The organism is Faecalibacterium prausnitzii (assembly GCF_003324185.1).
Taxonomy (GTDB): domain Bacteria; phylum Bacillota; class Clostridia; order Oscillospirales; family Ruminococcaceae; genus Faecalibacterium; species Faecalibacterium prausnitzii.
Genome location: NZ_PXUP01000007.1, coordinates 119,561 through 136,845, shown reverse-complemented (window position 1 = coordinate 136,845; position 17,285 = coordinate 119,561). Strand labels below are relative to the sequence as shown.

Below are 17,285 nucleotides of genomic sequence, written 5' to 3'. Positions count from 1 at the left end.
GAGCCGTATGACGGGAAACTGTCACGTACGGTTCTTAGGCGGGAAGGCGGTGGTAACACCGCTGACCCAGCCGATTATTCTCCTCTGGTGAATCGGCTGAAAGGTCAGGTCATCAAAATCAGCCCCAACAGCACCCAGTTCATCAATCCCATGGACATCAACACCAACTATTCGGAGGAAGATAATCCGCTTTCCCTGAAAGCTGACTTTATTCTTTCTTTGTGTGAACTGGTGGTGGGCGGCAAAGAAGGGCTGCTGCCGGTGGAGAAAACCGTCATCGACCGCTGTGTGCATCTGATCTACCGCAAATATTTTGCGAACCCCTGCCCGGAGAATATGCCCATCCTTGAGGACTTGTACAATGCCCTGCTCCAACAGGACGAGAAAGAAGCCCACCATGTTGCCACCGCACTGGAGATCTACGTCAAGGGCAGTCTGAACCTGTTCAACCACCGCACGAATGTGAACGTCAATAACCGCATCGTCTGCTACGACATCAAGGAACTGGGCAAGCAGATGAAGAAACTCGGTATGCTCATTGTGCAGGATCAGGTCTGGGGGCGTGTCACGGCAAACCGCAGCAGCGGAAAGTCCACACGGTATTATATGGACGAGATGCACCTTCTCTTAAAAGAGGAGCAGACTGCCGCTTATTCCGTCGAGATCTGGAAGCGATTCCGTAAGTGGGGTGGTATTCCCACGGGGCTGACCCAGAACGTCAAAGACCTTCTTTCTTCTCGTGAGGTCGAGAATATTTTTGAAAATTCGGACATGATCATCATGCTGAATCAGGCGGCGGGAGACCGGCAGATCCTCGCAAAGCAACTCAATATTTCGCCCCATCAGCTTTCCTACGTCACCCATTCCGGCGAGGGCGAAGGGCTGCTGTTTTTCGGCAATGTCATTCTTCCGTTCGTTGACCGTTTTCCCACTGATTTGGAACTCTACCGCATCATGACCACCAAGTTGGGTGAGGTCTCGGAGGGCGCACAGAAATGAGTGAACCGAAGCTGAACATCAAAGAGGAAACGTCAACCAAAAAGACCCGTTCTCCCCCGAAGAAAACCAAGGTGGAGCAATCGGTGCCCAAAAAGAAAAAGCTGAAAACCGATGCGGATAAAGCTGCGGAAAAGGCACAGCATCTGCGGTTTGGCAAGGCGGAACTGACCCCGGACGAGTTGAGCCGGTTGAGCAAGGCACAGAAGCGAGAAATGTACGCCGCCCATGCCGCCCGGTCTGCGGTGCATCGGGAGGTTGACCAGTACGAGGACGAAAACGTCGGTGTGCAGGCTTTAAGCGAGGGCGAAAAAGCGGCGGGAAATGTCCGGGATATTTCCAAGAGCCGCTATGCCCGGAAGCTCAAGAAGAAAGCCAAGATGAAGGGCAAGAAAAGTGACCAAACCGCAAAATCTACTGCACCGGAGCCGACTGCGGCACAAGATGCAGGCGCATCCGGCACCGGAGAGGGTGGTTCCAACTGGCTCTCACGCTGGAAACAGCGGCAAGAAATTCACAAAAGCTACTATGCCGCCGCCCGTTCGGGCACGGCGGCGCAGACCGCAGGCGGCAAAGCGGCATCCAACGGTGCATCTGCCGCCCGGTCTGGCGTAGAACAAGCCGTAGAAAAGAGCAAAACCGCCGTCAGCACCGCTGTAAAGGGGCTGATGAATGCCGCCAAGAGCAACGCACACGTTCTGGTGATCGTGGGCGTTTTTCTTTTGCTCATCCTCATGGTCATGTCTGGTTTTTCCTCCTGCGGCATCCTCTTTTCGGGCGGTACACAGGTATCCGGGCAGACCATGTACTCTGCCGAGGACCGGGACATCCGGGGCGCAGAACAGGACTACAAGAAGCTGGAAAAGGAGCTAGATAAAAAGATCAAGCGCACTCCCACCGACCACCCCGGCTATAACGAGTACCAGTACCACCTCGACCCCATCGAGCATGACCCGTGGCAGTTGACCTCTTTTCTCACGACTCTGTATGACGATTATACCCGGTCAGAAGTGCAGGGCAAATTGACGGAGACCTTCAAAAAGCAGTATAAGCTAACCACATGGGTAGAGGTGCAGATACGGTATAAGACCGTCTGGGTCATCAGCCCGGCAGGAATCCCGGTTCCCACGCAGGTGCCCTATGAGTACCGCATTTTTCACACAAAGCTGGTGAACAAAGGGCTGGAAGTCGTTATCCGGGAAGAATTGAATGCCGACCAGTGGAAACGGTACGAGATTTTCCAAGATACCTTGGGCGGTAGACCTTATCTATTCAACGGCGGATTGCCGCCCGGTGGCTCGGATGGCTCCGGTACACCGGGCATCGACTATCAGGTTCCGGCAGAAGCCCTGACGGACAGCGAGTTTGCTGCCATCTACAAGGAAGCCCAAAAGTATGTGGGCACACCCTATGTGTGGGGCGGCTCCACCCCGGACACCGGGTTTGACTGCTCCGGCTACGTTTGCTGGGTCTACAACCAGAACGGCTACAATGTGGGGCGCACCACCGCCAACGGTCTGTGGAACAAGAGCCAGCACATCAGCGAGGCCGAAGCGAAGCCCGGAGATCTGGTCTTTTTCAAAGGAACCTACGACACCCCCGGCATGAGCCACACTGGAATCTATCTGGGCAACGGCATGATGGTCAGTGCCGGAGACCCCATCAAGTACGCAAACATTCACTCGTCCTACTGGGAGAAGCATCTCGCTGGGTTCGGACGGCTTTCAAAATGATTGGAGGAGTTATATGAGCGAAAAATCGGATAAGCTGCGGGCGATGCTGGAAAAAGAGAAGGAGCGCCGCATCAAACTGAACAACCGCATCGAGATTCTGGAACGGCGCATTCAGGAGGAGGATTCCGCCGAGGTCAACGAAATGGTGCGGACCGCAAAGGTCACACCGGAACAGCTTGCTGCCCTGCTGCGGCAGTCGGCAACTGCCACCCCGAACCCGGCTGCGCTGTCTGCCGTGGGTGCAACTTTTGAGAAGGAGGTCGATGCAGATGAAGATTAAGAAACTGGGTGCGCTGCTGGTATCGGCGGCACTGTGCGCTGGCATGGCGGCTCCCGCTTTTGCTTTTGAGGGAGAAGTTGCCCCGGTGGAGCAGCCGGTTCTGCCGGAAGTCGTGGAGGAGGGTGTTGTCACCGTGACCGATGAGGAGACCGGTGCCTTGACCCCGGAGGGCAATCTGACGCTGGTGGATGATTACCACACTAACTATTCGGATGGCAGCGGGCAGCAGTTTATCACGCTTGTCAGCAAGTCCGGCAACACCTTCTATCTGGTCATTGACCGCAACGCCAAAGGGCAGCAGACCGTCCACTTTATGAATCTGGTGGACGAAGCGGACCTTCTGGCTCTGATGGAGGAGGAAGATGCTGATGCCTACACCGCTGAAAAGGAAGCAGCGGCACAGGCAGAGCAGGACAAACTGAAAGCCGAGGAAGAAGCCAAGAAAGCCGCAGAAGAAGCGGCGGCATCCGGCGAGGAACAGCCCAAGGAAAACAAGGTCACAAAGATCGCATCCGGCTTTCTGGGCGTAGTCGTGCTGATTGCACTTGTGGCAGGCGGCATTTTCTACGCTTTCGCAAAGCAGAAGCAGAAAAAGCAGGCAGAAAAAGAAGCCCTTGACCCGGATGCTAACTACACCGAGGACAAGGGCGATTTTGAGATTCCGACCGATGTGCCGGACGAGGACGAAGCCCCGGACGAAGCGGATACTGAACCTATCTGATTTCAAGGCGGCGTTTGCCGCCGTACATATCCAAATGAAAACAGATTGGAGGGATCGCTTATTTCAATTCTAGTTGTAGCAGAAAAGCCATCTGTCGCTATGTCCTACGCAAAAGTCCTCGGTGCTACCCACCGTCAAGACGGTTATCTGGAGGGCAACGGCTATCTGGTAAGCTGGTGCGTTGGTCATCTGGTAGAGCTTGCACCGCCCAACATCTACGATGAAAAGTACGTTAAGTGGAGCCTCGCAGATTTGCCCATCCTGCCGCAAAAGTGGCAGTATCTGGTGTCTGCGTCCACCAAAAAGCAGTTCGGTATCCTGCAAAAACTCATGCACCGCCCAGATGTGGAGAGCATTGTGAACAGCTGCGATTCCGGCCGGGAGGGAGAAGTGATCTTCCGCTTAGTGTATCAGCAAGTCGGGTGCAAAAAGCCCTTTTCCCGCCTGTGGCTGTCCAGCATGGAGGAAACCGCCATCCGGGAAGGTTTCGCCCATCTCAAACCGTCAACTGAATACGATGCGCTGTACAATGCAGCACTCTGCCGGGAACGCGCCGACTGGATGGTCGGCATCAATGCATCCCGGCTTTTTCGTGCCTGTACGGTCAACCGCTGGCGGTGGGGCGTGTTATGACCCCAGTACTTGCCATGACGGTTGTCCGGGAAGCTGCCATTTCCGCCTTTGTGCCGGAGAAGTTCTACACGGTAGATCTGGAACTGACCAGTGGCTGCACGGCATCCAGCCGCCGCATTCCTGAAAAAGCCGTTGCCGAAAACTTGCTGGAAGCCTGTCGAAGGGAGATGGTGGCAACGATCCAGCGCATCACCCGCAAGGAAAAGTCCGAGAGTCCGCCGTCGCTGTACGACCTGACTACCCTTCAGCGGGATGCTAACCGCCTGCTGGGGTACAGCGCACAGCAGACGCTGGACTATGTGCAGAGCCTGTATGAGAAGAAACTTACCACTTATCCCCGAACTGATAGCTGCTATATCACCGATGATGACGAGGAAATGCTGGAGGAACTGACCGAGGCACTGGAGGTTTTTCTCGACATTACCCCGGAAAATGTGGACGAAGCTGTGCCCCGGACACGGTGCACCGTCAACCGGGAAAAAGTCACCGACCACCACGCCATCCTGCCCACCCGCAGTATGCTGCAAGCCGATCTGGACGCACTGCCCAAGGGGGAGCAGAACGTCCTGAAGCTCATCATCGCCCGGACGCTGATGGCGGTGAGCAAGCCCTTCCGGTATCTGGAAACTCTGCTGACCACCGAATGTGCCGGGGAGGAATTTACCGCCAAGGGCAAGGAGGTTTTGGAGGAAGGTTGGAAAGCGGTGGAGCGCAAGGTGCTGGCAGACATTCTGAACCGGAAACAGGAGCTCACCGTCCTGCCCAATGCAGCGGAAAACGAGTGCGGCATTCTCAACGCCGAGCTAAAGGAGGGGCAAACGACCCCGCCGAAGCATTTTACTGAGGACACTCTGTTGCACGCTATGGAAACCGCCAGTGCGGACAGTATGCCGGAGGGCGTGGAGCGTCAGGGCATCGGCACCCCGGCCACCAGAGCGGCTACTATCGAAAAGCTGGTGCAGAAGGGCTTTCTGGAACGGAAAGGCACCAAGAAAACCAAGGTGCTGCTGCCCACCGACAAGGGCAAAGCCCTCATCACCGTGATGCCCGAAGAAATTCAATCCCCGGAAATGACCGCCGATTGGGAAACAAAGCTGCTGCAAATCGAACGTGGCGAAATGGAGCCGGGTGAATTTATGACTGAAATCAAAGAGATGATTTCCTCGCTGGTAACGACCACCGAGGCTGCGAAAGGAGCGAATGCGCTTATGAAAAACAAAATTATTGGTGTCTGCCCGAACTGCGGTAAGCCTGTCGTGGAGCGTGAAAAGGGCTGGTTCTGCGAGAACCGGGAGTGCCGTTTCGTACTGTGGAAGGACAATGCGTTCTTCAAGCGTCTGGGCAAGCGGCTGGATGCTCATGTGGCGGACAAGCTGCTGCGGGATGGCCGTGTCCGCCTGAAGGAGTGCCGCAGTGCCAAGGGCAAGACCTACAACGCCACCGTGCTGCTGTCCTGTGAAGCGGATGGCCGCAGCAAGTTTTCTCTGGAATTTGAAGGGGGCTACTGATGAAGGATGACGCTGTGATAAAGGACAACGAGGCGGTCTACCTCCTCAATGAGCAGACGTATCTGCATCTGCGGGAAAATCTCGCAGGGGTCGGGTATGAGGTTTTCGACAAGAACAGCCCGCTCCCGGTGGAGGAAGGGCAGATTCCACGGGAAGCTCTGGGCAACACCCAGCGTCGCATCGAGACTGCCCGTGCGTACTATCTGGCAGAGCATCAGGACGAGCCTGTGGGAAGAATCCAGAATGTCGCTGTCACCACCTTGGAGAAGTTTCGCTCCGGGGTTCGCAAACGCCGAAATCTGGCTCCGCGCTCTCTGCCGGAGAATGATGTACGGTTCATCGACCCAATGTACAACGAGTTGTTCCGTGTGCCGGACGGTGGCGTTGTGCAGATAACCTACCCGGATGGGCATCAGCGCTCCGAGAAGGTCGAATACCTCGATGACTACCACATGAAAATCGGGTCCACCGTGCAGCACATCTGTGAATTTGCAGAGGGCATGGCACGCAGCCGTGGCATTGTGGAGCCGGAGCCTTTAACGCAGCAGGAGCAGCGGGCGTGGAATCTGGAATATGACTATTATCTCATCGTGCAGGCAAAGGACGGTGCATGGAATTACGCTCTCTATCAGGGCGACTGCTGCCTGTTGGAGCGCGGGAAAATTGACGCGCCCGAACTGATGATCGAAGAAGTGCGGGATGAGATCCTGTACAGCCATAACCTACGGAACAAGGACTGCATTCCGCTCACGCAAGAGGAATTTGTGCAGAAACTCGCAGACCGAGATGAGATACAGTCATACCGGATGAAGCAATTCCAGCAAAGCGGGCACGACTGTTATCTGGTCATGCAGCTGCAACAGGATGCAGACCTGGCGCTCCGCTTTGCCGCCATGCGCTATCTGAATAAGCAGAACATCTCTCCCTCCGTTGAGAATTACGAGATCCTGTACCGGGGCAATCTCCCGGAAGGAAAGCGCAGCGTTCCGCAAGCAGAACTGCTGGAACAACTGTACCAGAAGTTCAACTTTGCCCGCCCGACGGATTACCATGGGCACAGCCTGTCGGTCAGCGATGTAATCATGCTGAATCAGGATGGGAAGATTTCAGCGCACTATGTGGACAGCATCGGCTTCAAGGAACTGCCGGGGTTTCTGGATACAAAGCCGGATCGTCCTTCGGTGCTGATGAATCTCAAAGAGAAGTGCGATGCCCCGGAGTGCAATCCCAGCGGATGTAAAAAAGAAAGGAGCGGCCATGAACTTTAACCATGAAGAACTCATGCTGATGATGCTCTACAACACCGGCACCCGACTGGGGCTTATCCATGAGTTGCGGCTGATGCAGTGCTACCTGATGCCCGACGAAACCGCCCTGCGGGAGCTGTCGGAAGGTGTTATCGAGAAGCTGAAACTGCTGACCGATGCCGAGTTTGCCGAACTGGAATTTCCCCCGGACTGATCTTTGCCGCCTGCGGGCGGCGTACATAGGCTCTTTTACAATGGGGTTCGGTGTGGTATACTGAACTCGGTGGTATACTGAACTCGACAAATCGGAAGTTGGCGAGTTGGTAAATTTTGGCTTTCCGGACAATTAATTATACTGTGAAATGAAAAAAACATACGAGGAAAACATTGATATGAAAAATATACGTAAGTTTTCTGTTTTTATTAGTTCTACCTATGAAGACCTTAAAAATGAAAGACAGGCATTAATGGGGGTAGCGCTTGAGAATAATTTCATTCCCGTGGGAATGGAGCAATTTCACGCTGCGCCTACAAGCCAATGGAATGTTATAACAAAGATGATTGATGAGTGCGATTTTTACCTTCTTGTTATTGGAGGGCGGTATGGCTCAATCGATGAAGAAGTAGGTATAAGCTACACGGAGAAAGAATACAACTATGCAAAAGACAAGGGACTACCGGTGCTTGTATTGATTAAGAAGTCCTCAGCAATCACTGAAAGTGAACAGGATATTGGAGATGACAAATATACGAAAATGAAAATGTTGGAGACCTTCAGAAACAGGGTAAAGAACGACAGAAATACTGTTGATTTTTTCACGGATATAAATAGTTTAAAGTATAAAGCATCCTCGACATTTAGAAATGCCATTAACTACGTTGATGATTCTGCTGGATGGGTTCGATATCGAGATATCGTAGATGTAATCAATGAAGAGGCAGAAGGGCGAAACAAGGTCAATGCTGAATTTGGAGAGCATCAACAGAAAATGTTAGAAGAAATGAAAGACATGTTGTCTCAATTTGGCAGTAAACTCACCGATATGGAGAATAAACGGATAAGTTGGGAGAAAATCCCCACAGTAACGAGTGAAGATATCGATAAATTATTTCAGGTCGAAAACGACACATTAATCATTGGAAATCCAGCGGGAGATAAATCAGTTATAGGTCAAGATGACGTTGATAACATTCCTGTGGACTCTGCTTTTCTGTTAGTGTATGCAGCTGATGGTGATGGTCAAATCATAAAGACACAGACACTTAGCTCGCCTGCTCAGATTTTTACATCTGGTAAACAGTTCATGGCTGACAACTCAAAAAGAGAATCAGCAAGATGGATAGAAGCGTTAGACCGGCTTATCAAATGGGGATTGGTTAAAGCTGTCGGGTATAAAGGCGAAATATTTGAATTGACAAAAACTGGCTACAGTAAAGCAGATTGGTTGAAGGCTGGTATGGGAATTGATACCTCAAAAAACCCGCTTGACGAGCTAAAAGAGTTTGAAGATTAATATTTCATATACATAAAGTATCCTCGAATTCCAGTTTGTCGATGATTGTCAACTGGGATAATGTCATAGGGCATTGTTCCGAAATTTTTCATAACCCTCAAGAAAGTGGGCTTGATAGAATACTTCCATTCATGCTATACTAAAGCCAGTTTTAATGCACAGAAACATTGAAAGCGGAGGATAGCCAATGGATAACAAAAAAAGATCACCCATCGACCGCCTGCTTTTTGCCACCTTTTTGAAAGGGCGCACTTCTTCTCGCGAGATTCTGAACCAGAGAGGTGAAATTTCACCAGAGGAAAATCAGAAGATCATCGAGGAGACCAACGAGATTATCAATGATGATTCTACCTATCCCTTCATCAGCTACCTGTCCGACCTGCTTGCAAAATCCAAACCCTCCGATGAAGCGGTCAAGAAGCTGCACGACTGCATTGAAAAAGTTGCAGTTACGTTGGGACAGGACAGCACTGATGTGTTCCGTGTCCTGCTTGCAAAACTGATCGAGCAACCGGAAGAAAAGCAGACCTTTGACCGCCTGCTGGAGATGGCAGAAAAGTTTGCCGCAAAACACGAATAAAGTATCGTAGATTCCATAGCGAGTGACCTGAAAAGGCCGCTCGCTTTTTTGTTTATCACAGAGCTGAAAGGAGGCTAAAATGCCAAGCAAAACCGAAGAATATCTCGCCCTTGCCCAGCGCACGGCGAACGGCTTGACCCGGTACTGGGAAAGCTGGACGGACTACCTGACCACCGCATCCCGGCTGTACAAGTACAGTTTTGCGGACCAGCTCATGATCTACGCCCAGCGCCCGGATGCCACCGCCTGCGCCGACTTTGACATCTGGAACAACCGGATGAACCGTTATGTGCGCCGGGGTGCCAAGGGTATCGCCCTGCTGGACGAATCCAGCGGATTTCCCCGGTTGCATTACGTCTTTGACGTAAGCGACACCGGGGTGCGCCGCAATTCCCGTGACCCGGAGGTGTGGCAGTACAACGACGACCTGAAACAGCCGGTTTCGGAAATGCTCGCCGCCACCTACGGCATCAGCGGAGAGCGTGTCAGCCAGCAGCTTGCGGATGTTGCCGGAAAATTGGTGGCAGATTACTGGGACAACAACGGCGGCGACATCCGTGCCATCGTTGACGGCTCGCTCCTGATGAATTATGATGAAGCCGGGGTGGAGATGCAGTTCAAGTCCGCTGCCGCCATCAGCGTCACCTACACGCTGCTGGAACGCTGCGGTTTTGAGCCTGCCGGGTGGTTCGACAAGAACGATTTTCAGGCAATCTACAATTTTTCCACCCCGGATAGTGTTTACGCCCTCGGCGCAGCCGTCAGCGACATGAGCCGGGAGGTCTTACGCCAAATTGAGCGCACAGTGAAAACCACCATCCGCCGCAGAAATAACGAAAGGAGCCAATATGAATATGAGCAGCAATCTGAACTACACGCAGACCGGGGATTACCTTCTCCCGAACCTGACCCTGAACCAGCCCCGGAAGCCGCTGGGCAAGTACGGCAGGCTGCGCCGGACGTACCTGAAAGACCATCGCCCAGTGCTGTACAACACGATGCTCCTGAACGGGAGCCTGTACCCGCACCTGATGGAGGTGGAGCAGACGGCAGAGAACCGGATGCAGCAGACCATGGCGCAGCTTCTGAAACAGAACCCGGCCCCGGACAAGGAGCAGAATCAGATGGCATGGGTGCAGCACATGAACAGTCTGAAAGCACAGGCCGAGGAACTGGTGCAGAACGAACTGATTTACAGTTAAGTTTCTTCGATGCCCACATTCCCACCGAAGCCAAACAAATTGAATCCATCGACCAAGCGGAGAGCGAAAAATCGCCCTCCGCTTTTGTTTTGTCGCAGGCTGAAATCGAAAACGAATTGCGTAAGCATGGTTCAGGATTTGCAGGCGGTAAGCAGCGCATTATGGCACTGTACCAGAGCCAGCCTGATCGCAATCTCCGTGCCAAGGCACTGGCAAAGGAATACGGCATCGGTGGGCACTCCCACGATTTTCTGGACGGCAGCAGAGGCTTTGTCAACCATGACTGGAAAGGGCTGGAATTCGAGCGTTACCCTGACCACCAAAAAATCACCCTGAAATGGGCACAGGTGGAACAGTATATCGACCTGATGATCCAGTCCGACCGCTACCTGACGGACAAGGAAAAGGAGCATTACACGCCGCCCGTCAGCGCAGAGCCAGATGCCACCCTGACCCATGCAAAAAACCTGATCCGGGAATTTTGTCAGGAAGAATATGATTCTGAGCCGGACTTTTCTGACCTGTCCAAGATCGGCGTTGCCTACACCAACGCCACCGATGAGGATATTCCCATTCAAGTTAATGTGGATTTGGTGGGATACCGTGTGGAGCGGTATCTGGGCGAGGTGCTGATAGACGAACGCCAGTACGAAAGTCTGGAAGAACTGACCGAGACCGAGTTGGAAGCACTGGATTTTTCGGAACTGGTCAGCGTTACGGACGAGGAACTGGAGCATTACCACAACAAGGCGGAGGAGCACCCGGCACTGTTGCCGCTGGATGCCGCCACCGAGTATAACACCCTGAAGGAGCAGCACCCGGATGCGCTGGTGGGTTTTGAACAGGGCGGTCAGTTTGAGTTTTACGGCGAGGATGCCCGGAAGGTCTGCGAACTTGTAGGTGGAAAGCTGCTGGAAAAGGAAACGGAATTGGGCACAGTCCCGGTCACCGGTTTTCCCCGCGACCAGTGGGCATACCGTGCCAAACAACTGTGGCAGTGCGGCGAGAATGTCTATCTTGCCGGGCTGAACGAGGACGGCACCCATCACCAGACCAAGTACCTGCGCCGGGAGGATTATCTGCCGCTGGGCACTACCGTCCACATGGAAGGGCGAACCTTCCGGGTGGATAACGTCAACTTCGATAAGGGCAGCGTTACCCTGCAGGATGTGGCACTGGCAAAAATGCGGATGCCAATTTTCCGGGAAGAGCCGCTGGCGGTTGTCCGGGAGTTGTACGAGGAGCAGGATATGATGGGACTCCCCCTGCCCGATTACAAGGTCGGTGACAATGCTATCGTTGACCTTCCTACCCGAACCATCGAGGGGAAAATTGGCTATGTAGGTGAAACGGATGTTCGCATCGACACCAGTGCGCAGGGGCAGTCATGGGATAACGAAGTTATCAACAAACGACAATTCGAGGATGGCTTGCGGCAGAATGAACAGGTTACTACGCAGCTAGATGATACTGTAAAAACGGTTGCCATATACCCTGCTGAAGAAAACCGTATGCCTTATGATATTGTGATTCAGACGATTGGCTCAAAATCACCTGCTCTGGATGCAGTTGAACCGGAACGATCCACACTTGAACTTGCCGGGAACTTCCACATCACGGATGATGATTTGGGTGTCGGAGGCCCCAAACAGAAATTCGCCCGGAACATCGAAGCCATCCGTACCCTGTTCAAGCTGGAAGAGGAGCACCGGGGTGCCACCGCCGAGGAGCAACAGGTACTTTCGCAATATGTGGGCTGGGGCGGTCTGGCAGACACTTTTGACCCCAACAAGGAAAATTGGTCTGCCGAGTACACCCAGCTGAAAGAACTGCTCTCTGAGGATGAATACGCCGCCGCTCGCGCTTCTACTCTGAACGCCCACTATACCAGCCCCACCGTGATCCGTGGCATTTACAATGCCGTGGAGCACATGGGTTTCCGCAGTGGTAACATTCTGGAACCGTCCATGGGTGTAGGCAACTTCTTTGGAATGCTGCCGGATAGCATGGTGGGCAGTCGCCTATATGGTGTGGAACTGGACAGCATCACCGGGCGCATCGCCCAAAAGTTGTACCCGCAGGCAGACATTACCGTAGCCGGTTTTGAGACCACCGACCGACGTGATTTCTACGATTTAGCGGTGGGCAATGTTCCCTTTGGTCAGTACAAGGTCAACGATAAGGCGTACAACAAGCTGGGATTTAGTATCCACAATTATTTCTTTGCGAAAGCCATTGACCAGATCAGACCGGGCGGCGTAATTGCCTTTGTGACCAGCCGCTACACCATGGACAGCAAGGACAGCACCGCCCGCAAGCACATGGCAGAGCGTGCCAATCTGCTGGGTGCTATCCGTCTACCGAATAATGCGTTCAAGGCCAATGCAGGCACCGAAGTCGTTTCGGATATTATCTTTTTGCAGAAGCGTGACCGCCCCATCGACCATGAGCCGGACTGGGTGCAGCTTGGCAAGACCGAGGACGGCTTTGCCATCAACCAGTATTTTGTGGACCACCCGGAGATGGTTCTGGGCGTACTCTCCACCGAAAGCACCCAGTATGGACGAGAGGAACTGACGGTTGCGCCCCTTGAGGGCATCAGCCTTGCCGACCAGCTTGCAGAAGCGGTACAGCATATTGAGGGGCAATACACCGAAGTTGAGGTAGAAACACCAGATATTGCGGATGCCGAAAATGAGAAGCACATTCTCCCGGCTGACCCGGAGGTCAAAAACTTCTCCTACACGGTGGTGGACGGTGAGGTGTTCTACCGGGAAAACTCCGTGATGACGCAGGTGGAACTTTCCGACACCGCCAAGGGGCGTGTCACCGGCATGGTGGAACTGCGGCAGATCGTCAATGACCTGATTCAGCAACAGTTGGAGGATTACCCAGATGCCGATATCAAGGCAACACAGGAGCGTTTGAACGCCGCCTATGATGCCTTTGCTGCCAAATACGGCTTGCTGAACGACCGCAAAAACGGGCGGCTGTTTGAACAGGATTCTTCCTATTATCTGCTGTGTTCACTGGAAAATCTGGACGAGCAGGGGCAGCTCAAGAGCAAGGCGGCGATGTTCACCAAGCGCACCATTCGCCCGGAGCGCACTGTCACAAGTGTGGATAACCCCAGCGAAGCATTGGCGGTGTCCATTGGGGAGCATGGCAAGGTGGATCTGCCTTATATGGCGGAACTGCTGGGCGCCCCCGGCGAGTATGGGCGCATTACCAGCGAACTCTCCGGTGTGATCTTCAAGGACCCTGCCGCTGACCCAACCGACCCGGAAGCGGGCTGGCAGATGGCAGACGAGTACCTGTCCGGCGATGTCCGGGCAAAACTGCGGATGGCACAGTTCGCTGCCGAAACGAACCCGGAATTTGCGGTCAATGTGGATGCGCTGACCAAAGCACAGCCCAGAGAACTGGAGGCATCCGAAATTGATGTGCGGCTGGGTGCAACATGGCTTTCCCCGGACATTATCCAGAAGTTTATGACCGAGACCTTCCAGATTCCCTACTATCTGCGCCATGCAGTCAAGGTGAGATATTCTCCGTATACCGCAGAGTGGCGTGTGGAGGGCAAGACGGCTATGGGGCGTGGCGATATTATCTCCTCCGAGACCTACGGCACATCCCGTGCCAATGCCTACAAGATTCTGGAGGAGACCCTGAACCTGAAGGATGTCCGTATCTACGACACCATCGAGGATGCCGAGGGCAAGCCCAAACGTGTGCTGAACAAACGAGAGACCATGCTGGCGCAGCAGAAACAGCAGGTCATCAAGGACGCTTTTGCCAACTGGGTCTGGCAAGACCCTCAGCGGCGCATTGCACTGGTGAAGCAGTACAACGAACTGTTCAATTCTACCCGCCCCCGTGAGTATGACGGAAGCCACATCCATTTTGTCGGCATGAACCCGGAGATCACCCTCCGGGAACACCAGCGAAATGCCATCGCCCATGTGCTTTATGGCGGTAATACGTTGCTTGCACACGAAGTTGGTGCAGGCAAGACCTACGAAATGGCGGCATCCGCTATGGAAGCAAAACGCCTTGGTTTGTGCCAGAAAAGCCTTTTCGTAGTGCCCAATCACCTGACGGAGCAGTGGGCATCGGAGTTCCTGAACCTCTACCCCAATGCCAAGTTGTTGGTGGCACGGCGCAAGGACTTTGAAACTGCCAACCGTAAAAAATTCTGTGCCCGCATTGCCACTGGCGACTACGATGCAGTTATCATCGGGCACAGCCAGTTTGAGCGTATTCCGCTGTCCTTTGAGCGGCAGGAGCGCATCATTCAGGAGCAGATTTACGAGACCCTTGCCGCCATCAACGAATTGAAAGCCCACGCAGGCGAGAATTTCTCCATCAAGCAGATGGAAAAGACCCGGAAAACGCTGGAAACCAAGCTGGAAAAACTGCGCTCCGATGAGCGCAAGGACGATGTAATCACCTTTGAGCAACTGGGTGTTGACCGCCTGTTTGTGGACGAGTCGCATTTTTACAAGAACCTTTTCCTCACGACAAAAATGCGCAATGTCGCAGGATTATCCACCAGCGAAGCGCAAAAATCCAGCGATATGTTCGGCAAGTGCCGCTATCTGGATGAGATCACCGGCGGGCGGGGCGTGGTGTTCGCCACCGGCACCCCCGTGAGCAACTCCATGACCGAACTGTACACGGTCATGCGGTATTTGCAGTACAGCACCTTGCAGCAGAAAAAGCTGACCCACTTCGACTGCTGGGCATCCACTTTTGGAGAGACCACCACCGCCATCGAGCTTGCGCCGGAAGGTACAGGATATCGGGCGAGAACGAGATTTGCCAAGTTTTTCAACCTCCCGGAGTTGATGTCCATGTTCAAGGAGGTTGCGGACATTAAAACTAGCGACCAGCTTCATCTGCCGGTGCCCGAAGCAAAGTTTGAAACCGTGGTGGCAAAGCCGTCCGAAATTCAAAAGGAAATGGTGCAGGAACTGAGTAAACGTGCCGCAGAAATCCACTCCGGTGCAGTAGATGCCTCCGTGGACAATATGCTCTGCGTCACAAACGACGGCAGAAAAATCGGCTTGGACGTTCGCTTGATGAACCCCATGCTGCCAGATGATCCCAACAGCAAATTGAACGTATGCGTTCAAAATGTGTTGAAAATCTGGGAGGAGGGCAAAGACCAGAAGCTGACCCAACTTTTGTTCTGCGACCTCTCGACACCAAAGAACGATGGCAACTTCAATGTCTATGAGGACATTCGCAAAAAGCTGATTGCCGCCGGTGTGCCGGAAAACGAGATCGAGTTTATCCACAACGCAGATACCGAAGCAAAAAAGGCGGCATTGTTCTCCAAAGTGCGCTCCGGCGATGTGCGCGTCCTGCTGGGCAGCACGGCAAAAATGGGCGCAGGAACCAATGTGCAGCAGCGTCTTGTGGCAGTGCATCATCTGGATGTCGGCTGGAAACCCAGTGATATGACCCAGCGCAATGGTCGCATCATCCGGCAGGGCAACATGAACAAGGAAGTCAAGGTGTTCAACTACGTCACCGAAGGGACATTTGACTCGTACTTGTTCCAGACCCTTGAGAATAAACAGCGATTTATCAGCCAAATCATGACCAGCAAATCTCCGGTGCGCTCCTGCGAGGATGTAGACGAACAGGCGCTTTCCTATGCGGAGATCAAGGCATTGTGTGCCGGAAATCCGCTCATCAAGGAGAAGATGGATTTGGATGTTCAGGTCGCAAAACTCAAAGTTCTGAAAGCCGACCACCAGAGCCAGAAATTCCGTCTGCAAGACAAGCTGCTGACCAAATTCCCGGCTGACATTCAGGAAACGAACGCCTATATTGCTGGGGTGAAAGCGGACGCACAGCTTGCCGCCGCCCATCCGCAGGTGCAAGAGGGTTTCTGCGGCATGACCATCAAGGGCGTGACCTACGATGAGAAAAAGACCGCTGGTGAGCGTCTGGTGCTTGCTTGTTCCGAACTGCCCAACGCCGAGGAAAAAGTCATCGGCAGCTACCGGGGCTTTGAGTTGTCTCTGCGGTTCGATACCTTCCGCAGCGAATATCAGGCGATTCTGAAGGGTCAGCGGAGGTACCCGGTAGCACTGGGCACCGACCCGCTGGGCAACATTATCCGTTTGGATAATTCGCTGAACAACTTCCCGGAGCGCATTAACTCTGCTGAGAATGAACTAGCCACTCTGCATCAGCAGCAGGCAGCGGCGCAAATCGAAGTGGAAAAGCCCTTCCCGCAGGAGGAAGAACTGGCAGAGAAATCTGTACGGCTTGCGGAGCTGAACGCCCAGTTGGATGTGGACGAAAAGCACCATGAGCCGGAACAGGACGAGGAAGAACAGGAGGATGCACCTCGCCGCCCCTCGGTGCTGGCGGCACTGGAAGAAAAATCGGACAAGCCGGAGCCGGTGAAGCCCTTCCGCAGTTATTACGACAAGGACGGTGATGCCCGGTGAGGGAAAAGCGGGATGAAATCATTATCCTGAGAACCACAAAAGCCGAGAAGAACCGCATTTATGAGAAAATGCTGGGCATGGGCATCCGCAGCCTGAGTGCCTATATCCGCAAGATGGCGCTGGACGGCTACTGTCTGAACCTTGACCTGCCGCAACTACGGCGCATGGCATATCTTTTGCAGATGTGCAGCAACAACCTGAACCAGTACGCCAAACGTGCCAACGAGTGCGGCAAAGTCTACGCCGCCGACATGGAGGACCTGCGGCAGCGGCTGGATGAGCTGATTGAGATTGGTCGGCAGATTCTTTCCCGGCTGGCAGAACTCTAAAATTTTTCCCGCAGTTGGAGGACTGCGGGGCTACATAAGGGTTGACATCCTTGCAACGCAATAGTTGATATCGTT

The 17,285-nt window shown here is 53.5% G+C and carries 10 protein-coding genes and 1 pseudogene; all 11 read left to right on the top strand.

Annotated features, from left to right (window positions below):
• On the top strand, positions 1–999 hold a 999-nt coding region (locus tag C7J97_RS06520; RefSeq protein WP_423240878.1), incomplete at its 5' end, for a VirB4-like conjugal transfer ATPase, CD1110 family.
• Positions 996–2,729 (top strand): CD1108 family mobile element protein, encoded by a 1,734-nt coding sequence (locus C7J97_RS06515; protein ID WP_113992348.1) that lies wholly within the window; start codon positions 996–998, stop codon positions 2,727–2,729. The genes C7J97_RS06520 and C7J97_RS06515, both read left to right, overlap by 4 nt.
• A gap of 13 nt (positions 2,730–2,742) precedes the next feature.
• Positions 2,743–3,009, top strand: a complete 267-nt coding sequence (locus tag C7J97_RS06510; RefSeq protein ID WP_055191823.1) for a DUF4315 family protein — start codon at positions 2,743–2,745, stop codon at positions 3,007–3,009.
• Positions 2,993–3,730 (top strand): DUF4366 domain-containing protein, encoded by a 738-nt coding sequence (locus tag C7J97_RS06505; RefSeq protein ID WP_113992347.1) that lies wholly within the window; start codon positions 2,993–2,995, stop codon positions 3,728–3,730. Before C7J97_RS06510 ends, C7J97_RS06505 begins: the two co-directional genes overlap by 17 nt.
• A 99-nt stretch (positions 3,731–3,829) precedes the next feature.
• Positions 3,830–5,871: pseudogene (locus C7J97_RS06500) on the top strand (DNA topoisomerase 3).
• Positions 5,871–7,139: a YodL domain-containing protein gene (locus C7J97_RS14985; RefSeq protein WP_170126643.1), complete on the top strand. Its 1,269-nt coding sequence runs from the start codon at positions 5,871–5,873 to the stop codon at positions 7,137–7,139. The pseudogene C7J97_RS06500 and the gene C7J97_RS14985 overlap by 1 nt, the downstream one beginning before the upstream one ends.
• Positions 7,129–7,332 (top strand): transposon-transfer assisting family protein, encoded by a 204-nt coding sequence (locus C7J97_RS06490; RefSeq protein ID WP_097779582.1) that lies wholly within the window; start codon positions 7,129–7,131, stop codon positions 7,330–7,332. Before C7J97_RS14985 ends, C7J97_RS06490 begins: the two co-directional genes overlap by 11 nt.
• A gap of 178 nt (positions 7,333–7,510) precedes the next feature.
• Complete coding sequence (locus C7J97_RS06485) at positions 7,511–8,632, top strand: DUF4062 domain-containing protein (protein ID WP_170126642.1); 1,122 nt, start codon at positions 7,511–7,513, stop codon at positions 8,630–8,632.
• Between the two features lie 187 nt (positions 8,633–8,819).
• Positions 8,820–9,212 carry a hypothetical protein gene (locus C7J97_RS06480; protein WP_113992345.1) on the top strand — a complete coding sequence of 131 codons (393 nt, stop codon included), beginning with the start codon at positions 8,820–8,822 and terminating at the stop codon, positions 9,210–9,212.
• A 79-nt stretch (positions 9,213–9,291) separates the two neighbouring features.
• The gene (locus C7J97_RS06465; RefSeq protein ID WP_455709112.1) at positions 9,292–16,881 is read left to right on the top strand and encodes a MutS N-terminal domain-containing protein; all 7,590 of its coding nucleotides are present in this window, start codon (positions 9,292–9,294) and stop codon (positions 16,879–16,881) included.
• Positions 16,878–17,210 carry a plasmid mobilization protein gene (locus C7J97_RS06460; RefSeq protein ID WP_113992343.1) on the top strand — a complete coding sequence of 111 codons (333 nt, stop codon included), beginning with the start codon at positions 16,878–16,880 and terminating at the stop codon, positions 17,208–17,210. Before C7J97_RS06465 ends, C7J97_RS06460 begins: the two co-directional genes overlap by 4 nt.
• Positions 17,211–17,285 lie beyond the last annotated feature (75 nt).

Excerpts from the sequence above, each read along its gene's own strand:
- C7J97_RS06515 (WP_113992348.1), top strand. The coding sequence starts at position 996 with ATGAGTGAACCGAAGCTGAACATCAAAGAGGAAACGTCAACCAAAAAG.
- C7J97_RS06510 (WP_055191823.1), top strand. The coding sequence starts at position 2,743 with ATGAGCGAAAAATCGGATAAGCTGCGGGCGATGCTGGAAAAAGAGAAG.
- C7J97_RS06505 (WP_113992347.1), top strand. The coding sequence starts at position 2,993 with ATGCAGATGAAGATTAAGAAACTGGGTGCGCTGCTGGTATCGGCGGCA.
- C7J97_RS14985 (WP_170126643.1), top strand. The coding sequence starts at position 5,871 with ATGAAGGATGACGCTGTGATAAAGGACAACGAGGCGGTCTACCTCCTC.
- C7J97_RS06490 (WP_097779582.1), top strand. The coding sequence starts at position 7,129 with ATGAACTTTAACCATGAAGAACTCATGCTGATGATGCTCTACAACACC.
- C7J97_RS06485 (WP_170126642.1), top strand. The coding sequence starts at position 7,511 with ATGAAAAATATACGTAAGTTTTCTGTTTTTATTAGTTCTACCTATGAA.
- C7J97_RS06480 (WP_113992345.1), top strand. The coding sequence starts at position 8,820 with ATGGATAACAAAAAAAGATCACCCATCGACCGCCTGCTTTTTGCCACC.
- C7J97_RS06465 (WP_455709112.1), top strand. The coding sequence starts at position 9,292 with ATGCCAAGCAAAACCGAAGAATATCTCGCCCTTGCCCAGCGCACGGCG.